A 22005-nucleotide genomic window follows, 5' to 3' on the forward strand; every position below is an offset into this window, starting at 1 on the left:
CATGAGCCGAAAGGTTCGTGATTTGTCGCGGGAGACGCTCAATCTCCCGCATATGATGGGTTTGCCTAACCGCACCCTCGAACCGATCTCGAGAAGCTGGTCTTTTTGTGCCAATGACATCGAATTTGGATCCCGCACAGGATCCGGTTCAGGCGACAATTCCTTTGGAATTGCGCGGACGCCAACCCCGCAAGGGAGAGGCTGAAGCGACAATCCTTCGGATTGCGCGGATGGGCATTGGCAATGAGAACGATCAAGTGTCTTAAGGGCAATTGGTGGATGCCTTGGCATGCACAGGCGATGAAGGACGTGATACGCTGCGATAAGCTACGGGGAGGTGCGAATACCCTTTGATCCGTAGATTTCCGAATGGGGAAACCCACCTAAGGTACTTGGAAAATCAGAGTAGCAGAGCGATCTGCTACTGTGGTTTCCAAGTATCGATAATAGGTAACTTATCCTGAATACATAGGGATAAAGTGGCGAACGCGGGGAACTGAAACATCTAAGTACCCGTAGGAAAGGACATCAACCGAGACTCCGGAAGTAGTGGCGAGCGAACCCGGACCAGGCCAGTGGCGATTGAGAGACAAGCGGAACCTTCTGGAAAGTAGGGCCATAGTGGGTGACAGCCCCGTACGCGTAATGCAATCAATCGTCCTCGAGTAAGGCGGGACACGTGAAATCCTGTCTGAAATTGGGAGGACCACCTTCCAAGCCTAAGTACTCGTGCATGACCGATAGCGAACTAGTACCGTGAGGGAAAGGTGAAAAGCACCCCGACAAGGGGAGTGAAAGAGTACCTGAAACCGATTGCCTACAAACAGTGGGAGCCCGCAAGGGTCACCACGTACCTTTTGTATAATGGGTCAGCGACTTAGTGTGACGAGCAAGCTTAAACCGCTAGGTGTAGGCGCAGCGAAAGCGAGTCTGAACAGGGCGTTCAGTTCGTCGCATTAGACCCGAAACCGAGTGATCTAGCCATGAGCAGGTTGAAGGTAAGGTAACACTTACTGGAGGACCGAACCCATAACTGTTGCAATAGTTCGGGATGACTTGTGGCTAGGGGTGAAAGGCCAATCAAACTCGGAAATAGCTGGTTCTCCGCGAAATCTATTTAGGTAGAGCGTCGACCGAATACCCCAGGGGGTAGAGCACTGGATGGGCTAGGGGTCCTCACCGGATTACCAAACCTAACCAAACTCCGAATACCTGGGAGTACTAGTCGGCAGACACACGGCGGGTGCTAACGTCCGTCGTGAAAAGGGAAACAACCCTGACCTACAGCTAAGGTCCCCAAGTTATGGCTAAGTGGGAAAGGATGTGAGGATCCCAAAACAACCAGGATGTTGGCTTAGAAGCAGCCATCATTTAAAGAAAGCGTAACAGCTCACTGGTCTAAATAAGGGTCTTTGCGCCGAAAATGTAACGGGGCTAAAGCCATACACCGAAGCTTAGGGTTTGGTCCGCAAGGGCCAAGCGGTAGCGGAGCGTTCTGTAAGCTGACGAAGCCATACCCGTGAGGGGTGGTGGAGGTATCAGAAGTGCGAATGCTGACATGAGTAACGTAAGGGGAGTGAGAGACTCCCCCGCCGAAAGACCAAGGGTTCCTGCTTAAAGCTAATCTGAGCAGGGTTAGCCGGCCCCTAAGACGAGGCGGAAACGCGTAGTCGATGGGAACCACGTTAATATTCGTGGGCTTGGAGGTAGTGACGGATCGCACAAGTTGTCCAATCTTATCGGATTGAACGGGCAGCGGAGCGGTTCCAGGAAATAGCTCCTCCTTATAAACCGTACCCGAAACCGACACTGGTGGTCAGGTAGAGTATACCAAGGCGCTTGAGAGAACTATGCTGAAGGAACTCGGCAAATTGCACGCGTAACTTCGGAAGAAGCGTGACCCTTTTCTACGCAAGTAGAGGAGGGTGGCACAGACCAGGGGGTAGCGACTGTTTATCAAAAACACAGGGCTCTGCGAAGTCGCAAGACGACGTATAGGGTCTGACGCCTGCCCGGTGCTGGAAGGTTAAGAGGAGGGGTGCAAGCTCTGAATCGAAGCCCCAGTAAACGGCGGCCGTAACTATAACGGTCCTAAGGTAGCGAAATTCCTTGTCGGGTAAGTTCCGACCTGCACGAATGGCGTAACGACTTCCCCGCTGTCTCCAGCATAGACTCAGTGAAATTGAATTCCCCGTGAAGATGCGGGGTTCCTGCGGTTAGACGGAAAGACCCCGTGCACCTTTACTATAGCTTTACATTGGCATTCGTAGTGGCATGTGTAGGATAGGTGGTAGGCTTTGAAACCTGGGCGCCAGCTCAGGTGGAGCCACCCTTGAAATACCACCCTTATTACTATGGATGTCTAACCGCGGCCCGTTATCCGGGTCCGGGACAATGTATGGTGGGTAGTTTGACTGGGGCGGTCGCCTCCTAAAGAGTAACGGAGGCGCGCGATGGTGGGCTCAGAACGGTCGGAAATCGTTCGCTGAGTGCAATGGCATAAGCCTGCCTGACTGCGAGACTGACAAGTCGAGCAGAGACGAAAGTCGGTCATAGTGATCCGGTGGTCCCGCGTGGAAGGGCCATCGCTCAACGGATAAAAGGTACGCCGGGGATAACAGGCTGATGACCCCCAAGAGTCCATATCGACGGGGTTGTTTGGCACCTCGATGTCGACTCATCGCATCCTGGGGCTGGAGCAGGTCCCAAGGGTATGGCTGTTCGCCATTTAAAGCGGTACGTGAGTTGGGTTCAGAACGTCGTGAGACAGTTCGGTCCCTATCTGCCGTGGGTGTAGGAATATTGAAAGGATCTGTCCCTAGTACGAGAGGACCGGGATGGACGGATCTCTGGTGGACCTGTTGTGGCGCCAGCCGCATAGCAGGGTAGCTATATCCGGACGGGATAACCGCTGAAGGCATCTAAGCGGGAAACCCACCTTAAAACGAGTATTCCCTGAGAACCGTGGAAGACGACCACGTTGATAGGCCGGGTGTGGAAGAGCGGCAACGCTTGAAGCTTACCGGTACTAATAGTTCGATCGGCTTGATCGTTCTCATTCCTTATGCTCATCGTGAACACGATGATCTGACCAGCGCTCACGCATGGGCGGCCCTTCCAGGGCCTATGCTCCGCGAGGGCGCCGGAAAACCGGCGACGCGCAGTCGCGCTTGCGGGCTTACGCCCGAAAGCAAAACACAAACGTCGCCTTGGCACGAAAAAACAGCTTCTCGATATAACGTGCGTTTTGCCGACCTGGTGGTTATGGCGGAGCGGCTGCACCCGATCCCATTCCGAACTCGGCCGTGAAACGCTCCAGCGCTGATGGTACTTCGTCTCAAGACGCGGGAGAGTAGGTCGCTGCCAGGTCTGCAAAACGCACGTTGAACTCTCATCCGCAAACCGGATGAAACTGAAATCTTCTCTCTACGAAAAGGCCCGCCAAGGGATCACGGGCCGCGCAAGCGGCCCTTTCATTTGGTCAGCCATATACCTATCTGTAAGCCATCCTGTTCATAGGCCCAGGCTTACGTCCAGATAAGCAAGCAAACGCTTGCTTCAGATCCGGAGCAGGCAAGAGCTTGCCCTGGAGAGTCCGGAGCAAGCAAGAGCTTGCCCTGGAGGTGACGCGGGGTGGAGCAGCCCGGTAGCTCGTCAGGCTCATAACCTGAAGGTCACAGGTTCAAATCCTGTCCCCGCAACCAACAAAAAAAGCCCGCTTCACGCGGGCTTTTTGCGTTCGGACCGTGATCGATGGCCGCGACCGGATATTCAACGATCGAGGAGGGCAGCAAGGCTGGCGTGCTCGACTTTATTGACAGGTCCGCGAACCGGGGGGTGATGCCGCCTCGGCGCATTTCGGCGAGAGCTACACGTCGAGCATTGGGAGTTCGCCAGCCCGTCATGGCAAGCGATCTGCACGACAACAGCATGATTCGAGCGGCGGAGAGATCGTCGTACGAAGGCGCGAACCGTTGATTTAAACAACCCGCGCCTTGCCGAAGCTTTTCGTCGCGGGCCGCGTCAGCCAGCTCGCCGCAATGACGCCTGGAAGACCAGCGAGGTCCAGCTGTTGCTCGAGGCGAGATGGCAATAGAGCAGCGCAAGCGCGCCGGATTTCCTGAGATCGAGAAACGCCTCGTCGCTCAATTTGTTGAAGGCCGGCTCGTCGATCACCTGAAAGTCGGTGAGGTTGAGGGTCTCGCCGCCCTCCAGCGTCACCTTGCTCTGCCGCGGCGCGAACAGGCCGTGCGCGTCGATCTTGTCGATCATGGCGCGAGTCGCATTGAAGTCGGTCTGGAACTGGCTGCAGAAGGCGAGCGCCTGCTTCGAGGCCTCGGCCGGCTCGTTGCCGTCGAAGAAGGGCGCGATCTCGTCGCTGTCCTTGGACGAAGGCATCTGCTCGACGACGCGTTCGCTGGCACGGTCGATGCACAACGTCAGGCGGCCGGTCGTTTTCGATTCATCGGCGAGGATGAAGGGGTAACGGCGGACATAGGCGGGAATGTAATGCGGCTCCGCCCATTTGCCGTCGGCGCCTACGAACAGGTTCTGGTCCTGGCGCAGACCGGTGATGATGACAGGCGCCTTGGCGTCGCCAATGAAAACGATCGGATAGGAGCGCATCGCCGCCGGCATTTCCGATGCGACGACGGGGATGGCGTGCGCGGTGCGGGCAAAGGAGAAATCGGCCCGCGCCGTAAGGCCGAGTGAGCCGTGCCGCAGCGGATTGAGCGCCTCGGGTTTTTTGTAGAACAGCGGCAGCGTGTTGGTCGCGGTGCTTCCGGCCGGGGCCGTGTCTGTTTTCGCGTCAGTCATCCCTAGTGTTCTCCTCTTATACCATTCCGGTTTAGGCCAGTGGCTGCCGGTGCGCAACGCGTTGACGGCTGCTTCACCCTACGTGGCCAAGATAAATCTATCTGTTTGTTTGATCGTGCTCTTTTGTACTTCTGGAGATCGAGCTCTATAGACAGCACGCCATGAAGCGGCGAGATTGGCTGACGGGATAGACATCTCAAGAGAGCCGTCTGAAAGACAGACGAACCAGGGCAGGCGCATGGCATCGCTTTCGGATTTCGAGCAGGGGCAGAGCTTTTCCGTCGAAGCCGGCGGTCAGACGCTCACGATGGAACTGAGCGCGGTGCAGCCCATTGCCAACAGCCCGCGCGACGGCGGTGGCTTCACGCTGCTGTTCAGGGGGCCGCGCGACGCGGCGCTGCCGCAGGCTATCTATCGGTTCAACGGCAAAAGCGGCGCCCATGAGATCTTCATCGTGCCGATCGCTGCCGATGAGGCAGGGCGGCTTTACGAGGCGGTATTCAACTGATTTTTTTCGACCGGATCGGCCACGGGGACGCTCCGGCCATCAGGGCGATTTGGCAGCGCGGCGGCTCGACATATGATCGACTATATCGAGATTGCGGACGTATTTGACGGAGCGGCGTGTAGCGCACTGTGCGCGGAAATTCGGGCGGCCTTGGGCCGTCCGGCCGGCCTGCTGGGGCGTGCCGACCAGAAGATGGCATGGCCGGAGATCCGAAAGACCGTGCGCGCCGATGTTTCGCAGGCCACTGAAGAGCGAGTGAGTGCCCTGTTGGCGCAGCAGAAGGCGGCTCTGGAGCGGCATTTCGGGCTGCTGCTCGGCCAGGTCGAGAAACCTCAGTTCCTTCACTATCGGCAAGGCGATTTCTTTGTGCCGCACCAGGATGGCAACACGCCGCTCATTCACGACGAGTCGCGGTTCCGAAAGATCTCGGTGGTGATCTTTCTCAACCGTCAATCGGACAACCCTTCGCCAGAAAGCTATGCAGGCGGCTCGCTGGTCCTGCATGGGCCTTACAGCGGCCCGGACCTGCGCATTGCCATGCCGGCATTGCCGGGCTCTCTCGTCGCCTTTCGCTCGGAAACGACGCATGAAGTCACCCCGGTCACGTGCAACGAACGTTTCACCATCGTCTCCTGGTATCGCGGCACGTGACGACCGGCACGGCCCTTACGGCGAACGGATCATCAGGTCGTAGACGCCCTTGTCCTCGGCAACGGTGAAGCCGAGGCGCTTGTAGAGCCGCCGCGCTGGATTGTTCTTCTCGACATGGATCGAGACCGACTTGCCGACGGCGGCGGCCTCATCGATGAGATCGGCGAGCAACGCACCGCCAGACCCCTTGCCGCGATGCGCCGGCAGGAAGGCGATATCTATGATGCAATGCTCGCTCGCCGAGCGCTCGATATACAGGCGACCGATATCTTGCCTTGCCTGCTCGATCACCAGCCAGTCGGCGTTGGGATAGTATTTCTGGTAATGCGCGTGCTGCGCTTGAAACTGCATGTCGAGGAACGCCGTTTTCTGCGCGTCGCTCCACGGCGTGACGGCAAGTTCTTCGGCGCGGGTCGAGGCGTAGAGCGCCGACAGGAACGGCAGATCGGTGTCCGCCATCGGGCGGAACGTCAGATCAATCCGCGCCGCGCGCACCCAGCAAAATATAACAGGCCCGTTGTCCACAATCGGAAGCTGGATCATGGAGTGGCGCTTACGGACGCGCCGGATAAACGCCTTGCATGGCAATGATGAACGTCATCGCCAGATAGGGAGGCAGGTTGTTGTGAGGCAACGTACTGCCCGTTATGCTCAGTGCCTGGGGGTCCATCTGGACCAGATTTTGCGAAGTGTTGTTCTGATACAGCGTTCCGCCCCCGGACTTCCCCAGAATAACCGCATCGGTAAGAGTTCCCTGGGCGCCACTCTCGGTGGATATCGCGACAAAATGATTATGTTGCGGCATTTCCGTTTGCAGAAGGGTGACGGACGTTTCCCCACCCGTCTCGCCGAGAAACCGCTCCGACAAGCCATTGCCCTGTCCTTGCCCCATGGGCGCGGAGCCGGCCAAATTCGGCAACGCGAAGGTCGACTTGCCGTCGCCGCCGTAAACTGTGCCCAGCAGTGAAAACAGCGCCGTATTCTGCGAGATTGGCAGGAGCTGGCCATCGCAGGTCGCCCACCCCGTCGGGGCGAAATCTCCGGCAAAAATTCGAATTTCGGCGACGAACGGATTGGTCATGGCAAGTCTCTAGCTTTGCTGGGGGAAGATGCCAAATAGCGAGATGATGAAACTGACGGCGAGGAACGGCACCATATTGTCGTGAGGCTGGCTGCCGCCGGCCGGCGAAATGGCTCCGGCGGCCATGTTGCCATCAGGTGCGATACCCACATAGGGCGTCAGCAGGCTCGATGTCGCCAGGACACCGCCGGACGGACCCGGATTCTTGGCGATATTCGACGAACCGGTCCAGGTATGGGAATGGTTCGGCATTTGTTGGGTTGAAACAGTGACGGATTCGACCCCGCCCAGTTCTCCGATGATATAGGTCTGGCTGACCAGCGGGCCCTTGCCAGCATGGACGGGGATGCGGGATGCGAGGTTGGGCAGGGCGAATGTTTCCTCCCCGTCGCCGCCATAGGTCGTACCGATCAGATTGAACAAGGTTTCGTTCTCGGAGATCGGCATCAACTGGCCTTGGCAGAACGCCCAGCCATTCGGAGGGAAATTGCCACCGAACATCCTGATCTCGCCGACAAAAGGTTGGCTCATCGAAGCGTCCTCTTAATTTCGCGACGGGAATATGCCTTGCAGGGCAATGATGAAATTCAAGACGAGATAGGGCGATCTGTTCTCATGCGGCTGGCCGCCACCGACGAAAGTGATGTTTTCCTTCGCCATAGCCACCGCGCTGCCAGGCGGCTGATAGATCGGGCTGGCGTTCGCCCCCAACAGCGCGCCGGATGGATTGTTGACGTTGCCGGCAGTGTTCGATGCGTTGACGAAATGGTTGTGTGTCGGCATTTCGCCGAGCGTGAGCGTGTGAAACTCTTCGCCGCCCTGGCCGCCGACAATTGCACCGATAGGGCCGCCCGTATGAACCGGCGCACGTCCCCTCATATCCGGAAGGGCAAAATTTGTCTGGCCGTTGCCGCCGTACCTGGTGCCAAGAAGTGAGAACAATGGCTGGTTCTGGTTAAGCGGCAACAACTGGCCGTTACAAAATGCCCAGCCGCGCGGTGCATAGTTCCAGGAAATGATCTTGACTTCACCTAAATAAGGCTCGCTCATCCCCGTTCCCTTCGTTGGCGGCTTACTGTCTGAATTCTTGTATTATGCCTAAGTAAGACAACAAGTCGATATCAGATTCATAAAATATATTTCCTAGGACGAAATCCAAGGTTGCTGACTACGGTGTCGCGGCAGGCAGCAGTGGCAGCGGCTGGTTGAAGAACGTCCGGGTGTCCGTCAGTGCCGTTGCCCCGCCATTGACGGTTTCGATACCGGCCTCGCTCGCCTGCGGTACGTTGATCGTGCCGTCGGCGCCGCCGAGGCCGTCCGCGAGGAAGCGGATGGCATTGGCGTTGTTGACGTTGGTGATGGTGTTGGCATGAACGTCGGCATTGATGATAGCGCCGGCAAATGTGGCGGTGACCGTGATGCCGCGGCTGTCGGCATTGTCGCGAATGGTGTTGTTGGTGACCGCCGCGTGCACGGTGCCCGGCTGCACGAGCTGCGTGATCGAGACGCTGTCGCCACCGCTTATGCCGTTGACGCCGATGCTCTGGATAATGTTGTTGTCGATCAGCACCTTGGCGACGCCGAGGCTTTCATGCCCAACCCTGATGCCGTTGCCGGTTCGCGATCCCGAGGTTGCTACGCCTTGCGTACCGATGACGTTGTTGGCGATTGTGCCGTCAAGCGTCCGTGCGAGGTCGCCGCTGCTGAACACGTTGATGGCCGTCGAGTCGCTGTTGGTGACGGTGTTGTTCCGGACGGTGAAATTCAGATTGCCGCCCGTGCCGGCGCCGGAATTGCTGCTCTGGGTGAGGTTGATGCCGTTGTTCAGATTGTTGAATAGATTTCCCGTGGTCTCGCCGATGTGAGCGTTGACGGTGCCGTCATTGGCAATGACGAACAGACCGGTTCCAGGGATGACTCCCGGTCCGGGATAGGCGTTGTTGCCGGTGAAGGTTGCGCCGTCGACGGTCAGCGTCATCGTCGGCGCGCCGGCGACACCGGCGCCGTCCGCCTCGAAGATGAAGTCGCTGCCGGCATTGTTCGAGGCGCCGTTGTTCGAGAACGTGCCGCCGCTCACCACCAGGTTCGCCAACGTGCCGCCGGAATTGATGACCTGCACGTTATGGGTGAATGAGTTGGAGACCGTGAGGTTGGTGAACGTGGTGACGTGCGAGGCGTTGCCGGTAAGTTCGTTGAACAGGATTCCGGACTCGGTGTTGGCATCGGCATTGCTGTTCAGGGTCAGACCGTTGAGCACCACGCCGTTGACCCGCAGCCCCTTTATGCCGTTGCCCGCATTGTCGCTGATGATCATGTTGCTCAGGCTGACATCCTGAGTGTCGGTCAGGCTGACGCCATCGCCGGCCGAGTTCTGGATCGTGCCGCCGCTGCCCCCCGTCGCGCCGGTGCCGGTCACCACCAGATTGCCGCTGGTGCCGGTGTTGTTGAGCACGATGCCGTTGGCTGCACCATTGGACGCAATGCTCCTGAACGTCACGTCGCCGGCGCCGATCGTCGTGTTGGCGACATTAAGCGCCGTGCCCGTGCCGGACGCGATGGTGTTGCCGGTGCCCTGCACCGTCACCGTGCCGCCGCCGGTGGCATTGAAACCGGCGCCGCTGGTGGTGGCGATGACCAGCCCGCCATTGGTGAAGTTGATCGTCGCACCGGTATTGTCGCTCAGGCTGACGCCAGCCGCCGTGGTCGAGGTGATCGACTTCGACGCGCCGGAGAAGGTGATGATGCCGGCGACATTGTCGTCCAGCAGGAGGCCGATCTGGCCCGCCGCATTATGCGTGATGTTGCCCGACAGGGTGATGTTGCCGGCGGTCAGGGCGCGATCCTGGATGTTGACCGCCTGGCCGGTGCTGCCGCTGGTGATCGCGCCGGCATAGGTGAAGGCCGCCGTGCCGCCGCTGTTGGCGGTGCCTAGGCCATCGCCGATACGGATCACGGCGCTTGTTCCGCCCACCAGCGCGCCGGTGCCGAGGTCGATCGCTCCCGAACCGGTGACGGTATCGAGGATGACGGCGCTGGTGCCGCCGGCGCCTTTGTTCGTGGAAGCGAAGGTCACGCCGCCCGCCGCGATGGCAACGCTGTCAAGGTTGACCGCGACGCCGCTGCCGGTCGAAATCGTGTTGCCCGAGCCGATAACGGTCACGGTGCCAGTACCGTTGCTCGTGGCGTTGAAGCCGGTGCCGGAGGTGGTGGTGATGGCTAGGCCGCCGCCGGTGAAGTTGACCGCGGTGTTGGTGTTCGCCGTCAGGTCGACGGCATTGTTGGCTCCGGTGGTCAGTATCTTGCTGGCGCCGGAGAAGTTGATCGTGCCGCCGGTGTTGGCGTTGACGAGGATCCCGTTGGCCACGCCGCCGGTGGCGCTGAGAGTGCCCGACAATGTCGTGGTGCCGGCGGTGCGGGTGGAGATGCTGACGACGTTTCCGGCCGTGGTCTTGGTGACCGAGCCGGCATAGCTGACATTGGCCGAGCCGCCGGTGACCAGGAAGGCCGCGCCGGTCGCGCCGCCGAGCACACCGGAGCCGAGGCTGACAGTGCCGGCGCCGGTGACATTGGTCAGCGACACGTTGTTGGTGCCGCCGGTCGAATTGGTCGAGGTGAAATTGATGCCGGTGGTGGTGGCGATGCCGTTGAGGTTGACCGCCTGCGCGGAAGTGGAGCTCACCGTGCCGGTCGTCACATTGACCGTGCCGCCATTGATGGCGCTGAATCCGGTGGTGCCGTTTGTGACGATGTCGAGGTTTGCGAAGCTGACGGTCGAGGCCGTGGCGCCGTTGTTGATCGCGACTGCGGTGCCGGTCATCGGCGTCGTGGTGCCGAGATCGACCGTACCGGTGAAGCTCACCGTATTGGCCGCCGTCGCGCCGGAAATGCTGATGCCGCTCGCAGCGCCGTTGGCGATCACCGAGCCGGCGAAGGTGAAGCTGCCGCCAGCGCGGGTCGAGATCGTGGCCGCCGCGCCCGACGTGCTGATGATGGAGCTGGCGCCGTCGAAGCTGATCACCGCGTTGCCGCCGGTCACCGAAAGGCCGCTGCCGCCCGATATATCGACATTGGTACCGGCAATCGTGCCGCCAGCGCCCGACGCGCCGCCGAAGGCGATGCCGGTGCCGGTCGCTGCGGTGGTGATGTTGACGTTGGTCAGCGTCGTCGTGCCGGTGGTGTTGTCGAGTTTGAAAGCAATGCCGGTGGCGCCGGTGCTGGTGACGTTGGTGATGGTGGTGTTGGACGCGTTCAGCCACACATCGCTGGCGTTGCCGGAGAAAGTAACGTTGTTGATCGTCGTGCTGTTTGACGGCGTGATCTCGATACCCTGCGTGGCGAAATTGCTGATGGTCATGTTGCTGATGACGGTATTCGCAGCACCCGCGCCATTGTCCTTGACGCCACGCGCGGCACCCGCCGGGCTGCCATTCAGGATGAAGCCGTCGATGATGTTGCCGCTGGCGCCGAGCGTGATGACATTGTTGCCGGCGCTCGTCGTCAGCGTCGCGGCGCCATTGGGCGTCTGGTCGATGATCGAGATGCTGTTGCTGGCGAGCTGGATGGTGGAGGGCACCGTCAGCGCCAGATTGATGTTGCCGTTGCCGAAGCCGCGCACCTGCTCGCCGGTGGCGAGCGCCAGCGTGTCGTTGCCATTGCTGCCTGCCGCGGTGATGGTGCCGCCATCGTTGACGAGAACCAGGATGTCCGTCGCCACGGCTGCTGCTTCGGCGGTGGCCAGCGTCGCGAGATTGTTCTGGTCGCGACCGCTGCCGTCACCGGTCGCGGACGCGCCGACGAAATAGACCTTGCCGACTCCGAAGCCCAGGCCGGGAGCCGACTGGAAGTTCACATCCTGGAAATTGTAGGTGCCGGCAACCGGCGCACTGGATGCGTCGATGCCTACATTGGCGCCGATGGTCGAGAGCTGGTCGGTCGCCGATTCGCCGTCGCCATAGGTGAAAGCGAGGTTGGTGGCGCTGTTGAGGAACACGCCGGTGTTGACGCCGGCAATGCTGGAGCTGGCGCCGCCGACAACGGCATCGCCGAGGCGTACCGTCTGGCCGCCAGTGGTGCCACGCAGGTCGACGCCTATCGAGGTGCCGGCGGCGGCGGCATTGGTGACATCGAAGTCATTGGCCGTCACCGCCGCATTGATGGTGGCACCGTTGAGGTCGAAGGCCACGCCCGTGGTGCTGTTCAGGCCGATGTCGAGATCGTTGAAGGACAGCGCCGCGCCAAGCGCGCCGGAAACATCGACACCACGCGTGGTGATGCCTTGCAGGTTGACCGTGCCGAGAATGATGGCGCCGCCGCCCGACGAGGCGATATTGGTCAGCGAGATGCCGGTTGCGGCGGCAGTGGCCGAAACACTGTCGAAATTCATGCCCTCAGCGCCAATCGTAACGCCATTGAGGTTCAACGCGGTGCCGCCGGCCGTCGTGGTGATGCTGTTGTCGCTGAGGAGCGCGCCGACGCTGACCGTGCCACCGCCGCTGGCGTTGAAGCCCGTGCCGGAGGTGGTGGTAATCACCAGGCCACCCGTATCGAAGTTGATCGTCGCGCCGGTGTTGGTCGTCAAGTCGACCGCCGTATTGGCGCCAGTGGTCAGCGTCTTCGTGCCACCGCTGAGAGTGATGGTCCCGCCGGAGTTGCCGTGGACATAGATACCATTGTCGAAACCGCCGGTGGCGCTGAGCGCGCCGGACAGTGTGACCGAACCGCCGGTGACGCCGGAGATGTCGACGATCTTGCCGGCGGTGGTCTTGGTGACGGAGCCGCCATAGCTGACGGTCGCAGCGCCGCCATTGACCAGGAATGCGACGCCCGAAGCGCCGCTCAATGCGCCGGATCCGAGGCTGACTGTTCCGGTGACATTGGCCAGGCCAACATTGTTGGTGCCGCCGCCCGACGAGGTCGAGTCAAGCGCAATGGTGGCGGCGACGTTGGTGAGGCTGATCGACTGACCGCTGGTCGAATTTACCGTCTGGGCTGCAGCGGAAGCGGTGATGCCCATCGTGCCGCCGGTGCCCACGATGGCCGTGCCGGTCGTGGTGTCGATGGTCACACCGCCGGTGAAGCTTGTCGTGCCGCCGCTCTGCGACAGGCCGACGCCGCTCGTCGTATCGATGTTGGCGAGGCCGGTGACGTTGACCGTGCCTGATACCACATGGATGCCGTCGCCGGCCGTGGCGGTGTTGTTGACCGTCACCGCGCCGAAGGTGAACGTACCGGTGTTGGCGCCGGTGACGTCTATGCCGAAGCTGCTGGTGCCGGTGATGGTGGTGGCGCCGCTGACCGTGACGGTGGCGTCAACGCCATTGAAGGCGATGCCGTTGACGCCACCGTAGGCGGTGATGCTGTCGAACTGGATATCGCCGGATACACCGGATAGCGTCAGGCCATAACCGCCGACGCCATTGGTGCTTGTGCCGGCGACGAAAGCGCCGCCGTCGACCTGGTCGATGCCGACAGTCGCTGGAACGGCATCGAAGGTTACACCGCTCACCCCAAAGCCGCCGGTTTCGCCATTGTTGCCCAGAAGCGTGATGTCGGAGAAGGCGCTGACCTTCATCAGCCCGGCGCCGACCGTGCCGTCAACCTTGGCAATGTCGCCGCCGGTTGCCGACAGGATCAGGTTCGACAGTGCGATCTGGCTGGCAGCGGCGCCGTCGGTAAGCGACAGGGCGCCACCGGTGCCGCCGGCGATCGTGGCGCGGCGCAGGATAAGATCGGTGATGTTGGTGCCGGAGATGCCAAGGCCCGCACCGGTGTTCTGCACGATGACATTTTCGATGCCGGCCTTGCCGGAGAAATCGATGGTGTTGCCGTTCGCGGTCGTCAGCGTCGCCAGCACGCTGTCGACATTGGACGCTGCCGTGATGACGGTCGAGGCATTGATGCCGCTGAAGCTGAAGTTGCCGCCGAGGCCGCCGCCGACGGCGCCCAGCGGCGCGGTATCGATGGAATCGCCGGCCTTGAGACCGATCAGGATCTGGCCATCGGCAAGGTTGAGCGTGTTGTTGCCGCCGCCATTCTGCTGAGCCTGCATCATGTCGATGAGGTTGCTGGTGCCGTTCTGCGACGTGTCGACAAGGATGACAACCGAGGCGCCCGACGCTTCCGCGCCGGCAATCGAGCCCGGATTGGCGGCGGTGCCGTCGCCGTCGCCTTCCTGATCGACATAATAGGTGGTCGGTCCCTGGGCCTCGGAGAGGTCGCCGATGAAGCCGCCATTTGCGCCGTCGACATCCTGGAAATTATAGGTGCCGCCGACCGGGAAAACGCCGGTGGAATTGAGGATGTCGATTGCCTTGACCGTCGACAGCTTGTCGACCGCGCTTTCGCCGTCGCCATAGATCAAGTTGATCGCCGTCGTCGGGGTGAACTGGAAGCCGATGCCGGGTCCGGCGCCGGCGCCGCCGATGGTGGAGGATGCGCCGGCCGTGTTCGGATCGCCGAGCTGGATGGTGCCGGTGCCGGTGGTGTTGGACAGGTTGACGGCGGTGGTGCCGGTCGAGGAAGCACTGGTGAGCGTGAAACCGCCAGTCGTGAAGATGCTGTTGACGACGGCATCGGCGAAGGTGATGCCGGTCGAATTGTCGCCGGGCATGGCGATGGTCAGGCTGGCGAAGTTTACCGTCGAGCCGAGCGTGCCGGAAATGTCGACGCCGGTCGAGGTGATGCCTTGCAGGTTCACCGTGCCGAGATTGAGCGTGCCGCCGCTGACATTGTTGAGCGAAACGCCAGTCGCCGCTCCATTGACCGAGATGGAGCTGAAATTGATGCCGCCGGCGCCGACCGTTGCGTTGTCGAGGTTGAGCGCGGTGCCTGTCGTCGTGGTTATCGAGTTGCCCGTGCCGCTGACGCTGACCGTGCCGGCGCCGAAAGTGCTGGCGGTGAAGCCGGCGCCGCTCGAGGTGGTGATGACCAGGCCGCCATTGGTGAAGTTGAGCGTGCCCATGCCCTGGGTCGGGCTGATGCTGGGCAACTTGACGATCGCGTCGTTGGTGCCGCTGCTGGTGTTGAAGATCTTCGACGCACCGGAGAAGGTGGCCGTCCCGTTAGACGATCCGTCAAACCGCACGCCGATGCCCGTGCCGGTATGATCGATCGTGCTTGAAATATTGTAGACGCCGTTGGCGTTGCCGGTGAAGACGAAGGCCGCCGTACCAATGCCAGTTGCTGCCGTAGTCGAAACGACCGAACCGCTCATGTTGAGCTCGCTCCAGTCGGCCACGGCCTGCACGACCATGCCGGTGTCGACCTTGATCGAGCCGTTGTAGTTCAGCGTGGCGTGAATGAGGTCGTTACCGCCGCTGACGGCGATAGCCGCACCGGTGGTGCTTGTCGTCGCGCCGATGCTGGCGACGCCGCCATTGCCGCCAACGTTGATGATTCCTGCCTGCAGGCCGTTCGTGACAATGCCGGCTTCCCCACCGTCGATGGTCAGGGTGGAGCCGGCGACGTTGGCGATGTTTATGGTGCCCACTTGCGGGCCGCCGATATCGAACCCTCGGTAGCTGACGTCGAGATCGGTCGTGCCGGTGAAATTCACCGCACCGGCGCCGAGCAGGGCGTTCAGCGAGGCGCCCATGTAGCCGGTATCTTTCAGGCCGCCAATGTTGACGTCGCCCGCCAGATTGGACCCTGTCAGCAAGACGCCGGCAGCGTCCGATGTCGATACGGCCGAGACGCTGTCGAAGGTGACGCCGGCGACGCCGACGTCGGCGAAGACAATGAACAGACCATTGCCGCCGGAGGCGATCTTGTTGCCGGTGCCGGACACGCTGACGGTGCCGCCGAAGGCGGCGCCGAAGCCTTCTCCGGTCGTTGTCGTTATATCCAGGCCGCCATTGGTGAAGTTGATCGTGCCGTCCGTGTTGTCATACGGGACGATGGCGGAGAGGGGGCCTGTGTAGCCGATCTGTACAGCTGTCGTCGCGCCAGAGCTTATCTTCTTGCTGCTTCCCGAGAAGGTGACGGTCGCCGCCGTGCCGTTGGCGATGCCACCGATGAAGATCTGGCCGCCATCGGCTGCGTTGCCGTCGGTCAGATTGCCCGACACCGTCACCGAGCCGCCGGTCAGTTCTTGGATCGAGACGGCGGCACCGGTGCCGTTGCTGGCGATGGTGCCGGCATAGGAGATGATTGCATTGCCGCCGCTCTGATCGGCCGCCGAGCCGACATTGAAGGCTGTACCCGAACCGGTGTTGGTCAGCGTGCCGGTGCCGAGCGCGACCGTACCGGTCAGATGCTGCAGGTCGACACCGCTGCCGGAATTGAAGCTGGCGCTTGTCGAGGCGAAATTGATGTTGGCCGCAATGCCGTCGAGCGCCACCGCTCCCGCATTGGTGGCATTGATCGTTCCGGTCGTGACGTTGACCGAGCCGCCTCCGGTTGCAGTGAACGCCGTTGCGGCGTCCGTGGTGATGTCGACATCGGCGAAGGTGATTGTGGCGCCGGTGTTGTTGGTCAGCGATACGCCGCTGCCGCCGATCGTCGCCTTGTCCGTGAAGTTGACCAAGCCGCCGGTGCGGTTGGCGATTGCGATGCCGCCACCGGTCAGCGTGCCGGGCGTCGCGCTGTTGGGCAAGGTGCCGCGGGTGACCGTAATGTTGCCGTTGCCGCCGTCGACATCGAGCAGCGTGCCGGCAACGTTGATATTGTTGTTGATAATCGACAGGTTGCCGGTGAGGCCGTCGACGTTGAACGCCGTCTGGCCGGCAGCGACATTGCTGACGGTGACGCCTTCGATAACGATGCCGCCGGAATTGTTGAAGCCACCCACGCTCTGGTCGATGGCGAACACCGAGCCGCTGCCGCCGCTGTAGTCGAAGGCGGTGTTGCGCACCTGATTGCTGCCGAGCAGATGAAGGGTGTCGCCCGTGCTCTTGACCACGCCCTCATCGCCGGTGACATTGCCGCCGGTGGCGCCGAGATTGCCCTGCACATTGACCGGCTGGAACGTACCGGAGGTGAGGATGGAATTGCCGTTGCCGAAACCGGTGATCGACTGTCCCGAATCGAGCGTGAACGGCGTCGCGCTGAGGTCGACGATGCCGACAAAGGCGAAGGTCTGCGTGCCAACCATGGCATCGGCCTGGGCGGCCGTCACGGTGGTGACATCGGCGCTCAGCCCGTTCGTGCCCGCGTGAATAGTGCCGCCTGTCTGCGAGATCATGACGACCCCGCCGACAGTTACCGCCAGTTGGGCATCGCCGGTGAAGACGACATCGTCGAAGTCGTAGTTGCCGAGCGCCGGATCCAGCCCTATCGTATTGACAGTGTAGCCGCCGGTTGCGGCGGTGATGAAGGATTCCAGCCCATCGGCGGAATTGCCGTCGCCGAAGGTGAAGTTGGCGTTGGCCGACGTGGCCGTCGTGCCGCCTGACGACAATTCGACACCGACGCCGACATTGTCGATCTTGGAGCCCTGCAGGAAGGTGATCGTCTTGTTGCCGGTCGTCGACGACAGGTCGATGCCGCGCGAGGTCAGGTCGCCGGTGCCGGTAATGCTGGTCAGCCCGAAATCGGCTGTCGTTGACGAGCCGCTGAAGTCAATGCCCGTCTGGTTCAGCCCTTCGCCGAGCAACACCGTCGTCGTACCGAAACTGACGTCGTTGTTTGTGCCGCTGAAGTTGATGCCCGCGCTGCCATCGGCAGAACCGATGACAACGATGGTGGGGCCAGAGAATGTGACTGACCCGGTATTCCCCCCAATATCGATGCCGTTGAGGCCCGGCGCACCGATTTCCGCATAGCCGAAGCTGACGGCGCCGGTGTTGCCGTTGAGCGCGATGCCATTGCCAAGCACCTGGCTGATGAGCACGTCGCCGCTGAAGCCGACCGTTGCCGTGCTGCCGCTGATCGAGATGCCGTCGCCGGTGGTGCTGCCGATCGTCGTCGGGCCGGTAACGCTGACGCTGCCGCTGACGCCCGAAAGGCTGACGCCGGTTGTGCCGCCGACGTGGCCGATGTTGGAGAGCGTGACACCGAGCCCGATATTCGACGCCGTAAAGGCGGATGTGGTGTTGTTGTTGACGGTACCGCCGTCGATCGAAAGCGAGCCGGTGCCAGTTGACGTGGCCTGGACGCCGCTGCCGCCATTGCTGGTCGCGTTGAGCGTCTGGAAGCTGGTGATGGCATTGCTGTTGATCAGCAAGCCGTCGCCGGCATTATCCGACACCGTCGTCGTGCCGGTGAAATTGTAGGTGCCGTCGCCCTGGATCGACAGCCCAGCGCCGCCATTACCGGTCGAGCTCAGATTGCTGCCGGAAACGTCGTTGGCGCCATCGAACAGCACGCCATTGAGGGCGGTCCCCGACACGTTCATGCCGGTCAGCACGACGCCGGTAATGCCGCTGCCATGGATGCCGTTGGCGGTACCGCCGGAGATGTTGAAGTCCTGGAGCGAGTTATTGTTGGCCAGCGTGACGACGTCGCCGCTGCCCGAAGCGGTCAGCGTTGCGGCACCGGCCGCATCCGAGATGGTGCTGCCGTGATCGACGTTGTCGCCGGTCACATTGATCGGCAGGCCGCCGAGCGAGAAGGTGCGGCCGTTGCCGAAAGAGGCCAGGGTCTGCCCCGCTTCGAGCGTAAAGCCGTCGGTGTCGTCGATGACACCGCGATTGACCAGCACGAAAATCGCGGTGCCGTCGGTATTGTTGTCGGCGTCGGTGATCGAAGCCAGGTCCGAAAGCGAGGTACCGTCGCCTGTGCCGCCTGCGGCGACAAAGATCAGCTGCGTCTGGTCGAACAGTTGCGGCCCGTTGAACGTCGCCGTGCCGAATGCGTATTGGCCCGAACCGGAATTGAGGCCGCGTGCGTCGAGCGAGGCGAGGTTGCCGCCGATCGAGCCGCCACCGAAGGTGAATTGGGCGTTGGCGGTGTCGGCCGGCGAGCCGGCAATGCCGAGCCGCACGCCGGTGCCGACATTGGCGATGATGCCGCCATTGGTAATGATGATCGTGCCGCCGTTGGTCTGGACAAGGTCGATGCCGATGGACGTCGTGCCGCCGGTGCCGTTTATGTTCAGCGCCTGCGCCGTGAAATTGGTCTGGCTGTTCGAGAAGTCGAGGCCGATGCCGGAGCCGAGCCCGGAGATGATGATGTTGCCGGCGATGACGGACGCATTGAGGCCGGTAAACACCATGCCGTCGGTGCCGGGATCGGTGATGTCGATGTCGCCGAAGCGGATCGCGGCCGGCGAATCCGTGATCGCGATGCCCGGTCCGGTCGTGTTCGAGATCGTCGTCGCGCCGTTGACGGTGAAGCTGCCCGAAAGATTCTCGAGCACGACGCCCGATGCGCCGCCGGTCTGGGTGATCGAATCCAGCACGATATGGGCGGTGATCGGATCGATGAAGACACCGACGCCGTCGTCGCCGAGCGCCTTGTTGGCCGACACCTGGCCGCCGCTGATGGTGATCGAGCCGGCGACCCCGGTGCCCTTCACGGTAATGCCGGCATCGTTGTTGTCGAGCGCGTTGAGGGTGGCGAAAGTGTAGGTGCCGTGGCCGGTTATATCCAGGCCGTCGTCGCCATTGCCCTGCAGCAGCGTCGTGCCGGTGAAGTTATAGGTGCCGTCGCCTTCGATATGCAGTCCGTCGAGGCCGTTGCCGGTCGCGGTGAAGTTCGAGCCATTGACGCCGGTCGAGGTGCCGGTGAAGTCGGAGCCGTGGCCGCCGGTGCCGGTGACCGTGACGTTGGTCAGCGTGGCGCCGGCGATGTTGTTGCCGAAGATGCCGTCCTTGCCGCCGGTGATGGTGATACCGCTCAGCGTGTTGCCATTGGCGAGCGTCAGGACGTTGTTGGCGGGGTTGGTGCCCTGGATGGTGCCGTTGGAGCCGCCGAAATTGTAGGTGCCGATGCTGCCGTCGGCGAGCCGCGCCTGGACACCGCCGCCACCGCCGATAACGGTCTGTCCGTTGGCGAGCGTCACGCCGGCTGTCGTAATGTTGCCCTTGCCGCCCAGCGCGACGACGACGCCGTTAGCGCCGGCGCCGGCGACTGCATTGTCGAGCGTGGTCGGGTCGCCGATCGTGCCGAGGCCGAGGGCGTCGTTGTCACCATCGGCAAAGAAGAACTGGCCGAATGCCGTGTTGGTGGCGGCATTGATCGCCACCCGCGTCGACGTGCCGGTAACTTTGTCCTGGCTCTCGATGCGAACGCCGATGTCGCCACGCACGCGCTCGTTGACGCGTTTGCGCAGGCCGGGGCTGACCGGATAGACCGGCTCGGCGCCGTCATCGGCCGAAGACGAGCCCTTGTCGAAAGCGTTGAGCGGCACCGTCAGCCGGATGCTGCCGGCGAACTGGGTGTCATCGCGGTTGTCGTTGCGCACCTCGCCGGTGAAGGTCAGCGACGTGCCTTTGCCGATGACGTCGCCGATCGAATATTCCAGGCCGGCCTTGGCGCCGGTGATGCTGCCGTCGTCGCCGTCGGGATCGCCGAAATGGTAGGCGCCGACATCGAAACGCAGTGAATGGTTCTCGGGCAGGTTGAGCGGCACCTGAACGCCGACCTCGCCCTCGATGCCCCAGGCCGCGTAATCGCGGTGGGCGATGGCCGATATCTGCTCGATCAGCTGATGACCGACCAGCGACAGGCTCGACTCTTGCCCGGCCGTGCTGCGGTCGCCGCTGATCGGCAGATAGACGTTTACGTGCGCATCGTATTTTGAGGTGATGGCCTCGAGGCCGAGCGTCGAGGCGACGAACTGGTGACTGTCGTGGTTCTGGATGTTGAGATAGGCGTAGCCGCCGATCATCAGATCCGGATTGACGATGCGGCGAACGCCGAGGCCGACGTCCTGGCCGAAGCCGTCGTCGAAATCGTATTTCGAGCGCACATCGAGAAAGAGAACGGATTCGAGGTTCTGCTTCAGCGGCAGGAAACCCTCGATCGCCGTCTTGCCGCCATTGTTGTTGGCGCCGATGATGACGCGGACCTGCGGCTGCCACAGTCCGGTGTCGCCGGCATGGGCGGCTATGCCGGAAAGGGCAAGTGCCAGAGTGGACAGCGCAGTCGTCTTCCAGAGATGCCTGGAAAAACCTGACCGGCGATACTTGCTATTCGCCCGGAAGCTTCTTCCGTGCGTCGCCATGTCATTGATCTGCCGAGTTTTCTCGGTCGTCTCCATCCCTTGCGAACCCCGACGAGTACACGCTCCGTCGCTAATACTATCCGAATCCCAGTGTATAGCGAGCATGATTGTTTGCTTTACACGTACAAGATTTCAAAGTTGTTTATTGTGACAATTCAGCAACAGTAATTTAGCCCGAGCTCATGTACCGTATTGGCTTCCCCGCCAGGCTCGGCTGTTGTATCAACGCGCTCGGCGAAACCCTGACACGACGAGGATCGGATGGCTTCATTGCTGAGAACCGTTTGTGGCCGGGCCGCCTGGGTCGGCGCGCTATGGCTGGTCGTGACGGCAGGGTCGGCGCTTGCCGAAGAGCCGAAGTCAACCACATCTGCCGAGACCAAGCCTGCAGAAGGCAATCCGTGGGCGCTAAACTGCGCCAGCGGATCGGCCGGCATCGAGCTTCAATGCCAGGTCTCCCAAAACCTTACCGAGGCCAAGACGGGGCAGCGCGTTCTTACCGTTACGGTTCGCCGCGACAACGGCAATGGCAGCCTCGCCATGCTGCTGGCCTTGCCGCACGGGCTGTTCCTGCCTTCCGGCGCCTCGTACCAGATCGACCAGGGGCAGAAGACGACCATTGCCATCCAGACCAGCGACCAGAACGGCGCCTATGCCGCGACCCCTTTGTCGGCGGACCTCGTCAAGGCGATGAAATCGGGAACCAACCTGAACATCGGCATGGAGTCGGTGACGCGCAAGCCGGTGACCATTCCGGTCTCGCTTGCCGGATTCACTGCCGCGATCGACAAGCTTCAAGCGTTGAAATAGCCGGCCTATCTCGGCAGATGCGTAAGCATCAGC

At 61.6% G+C, this 22005-nt stretch carries 9 protein-coding genes, 1 tRNA gene and 2 rRNA genes; 6 read left to right on the forward strand and 6 right to left on the reverse strand.

The window, feature by feature from the left end; genetic code table 11:
* The first annotated feature begins 251 nt into the window (after positions 1-251).
* The 3 genes from NLY42_RS11635 (at position 252) to NLY42_RS11645 (ending at position 3704) form a co-directional block, all read left to right on the forward strand.
* Positions 252-3053 (forward strand): 23S ribosomal RNA (locus tag NLY42_RS11635).
* A gap of 201 nt (positions 3054-3254) precedes the next feature.
* A 5S ribosomal RNA gene (gene rrf, locus NLY42_RS11640) occupies positions 3255-3369 on the forward strand.
* A gap of 258 nt (positions 3370-3627) precedes the next feature.
* Positions 3628-3704, forward strand: a tRNA-Met gene (locus NLY42_RS11645).
* Between the two features lie 319 nt (positions 3705-4023).
* Here the strand turns inward: NLY42_RS11645 and NLY42_RS11650 are convergent.
* Positions 4024-4818 carry a SapC family protein gene (locus tag NLY42_RS11650; protein WP_023737477.1) on the reverse strand — a complete coding sequence of 265 codons (795 nt, stop codon included), beginning with the start codon at positions 4816-4818 and terminating at the stop codon, positions 4024-4026.
* A 238-nt stretch (positions 4819-5056) separates the two neighbouring features.
* Between NLY42_RS11650 and NLY42_RS11655 the strand changes: the two genes are divergently transcribed.
* Positions 5057-5326, forward strand: coding sequence for a DUF6916 family protein (locus NLY42_RS11655; protein WP_023672960.1), 270 nt, complete (start codon positions 5057-5059; stop codon positions 5324-5326).
* A gap of 72 nt (positions 5327-5398) precedes the next feature.
* A complete protein-coding gene (locus tag NLY42_RS11660) occupies positions 5399-5977 on the forward strand; it encodes a 2OG-Fe(II) oxygenase (RefSeq protein ID WP_023672959.1) in 579 nt (192 codons plus the stop codon).
* Between the two features lie 15 nt (positions 5978-5992).
* On the opposite strand, the gene NLY42_RS11665 is transcribed toward NLY42_RS11660, so the two are convergent.
* From NLY42_RS11665 to NLY42_RS11685, 5 genes are all read right to left on the reverse strand, one after another.
* Positions 5993-6436 carry a GNAT family N-acetyltransferase gene (locus NLY42_RS11665; RefSeq protein ID WP_081731103.1) on the reverse strand — a complete coding sequence of 148 codons (444 nt, stop codon included), beginning with the start codon at positions 6434-6436 and terminating at the stop codon, positions 5993-5995.
* Positions 6437-6530: 94 nt separating this feature from the next.
* Positions 6531-7058, reverse strand: coding sequence for a phage tail protein (locus NLY42_RS11670; RefSeq protein WP_023754201.1), 528 nt, complete (start codon positions 7056-7058; stop codon positions 6531-6533).
* Between the two features lie 9 nt (positions 7059-7067).
* A complete protein-coding gene (locus tag NLY42_RS11675) occupies positions 7068-7589 on the reverse strand; it encodes a phage tail protein (protein ID WP_023672956.1) in 522 nt (173 codons plus the stop codon).
* 12 nt (positions 7590-7601) lie between these two features.
* Complete coding sequence (locus NLY42_RS11680; RefSeq protein ID WP_023672955.1) at positions 7602-8108, reverse strand: phage tail protein; 507 nt, start codon at positions 8106-8108, stop codon at positions 7602-7604.
* Positions 8109-8226: 118 nt separating this feature from the next.
* Positions 8227-21162, reverse strand: coding sequence for a beta strand repeat-containing protein (locus NLY42_RS11685; RefSeq protein WP_156933818.1), 12936 nt, complete (start codon positions 21160-21162; stop codon positions 8227-8229).
* Between the two features lie 261 nt (positions 21163-21423).
* Here NLY42_RS11685 and NLY42_RS11690 point away from each other — a divergent pair, with 261 nt between their 5' ends.
* Positions 21424-21972 (forward strand): invasion associated locus B family protein, encoded by a 549-nt coding sequence (locus NLY42_RS11690; protein WP_023754204.1) that lies wholly within the window; start codon positions 21424-21426, stop codon positions 21970-21972.
* Positions 21973-22005: the final 33 nt, after the last annotated feature.

The sequence above is a fragment of the Mesorhizobium sp. C372A genome (assembly GCF_030323245.1).
In the GTDB taxonomy this organism is placed as follows: Bacteria; Pseudomonadota; Alphaproteobacteria; order Rhizobiales; family Rhizobiaceae; genus Mesorhizobium.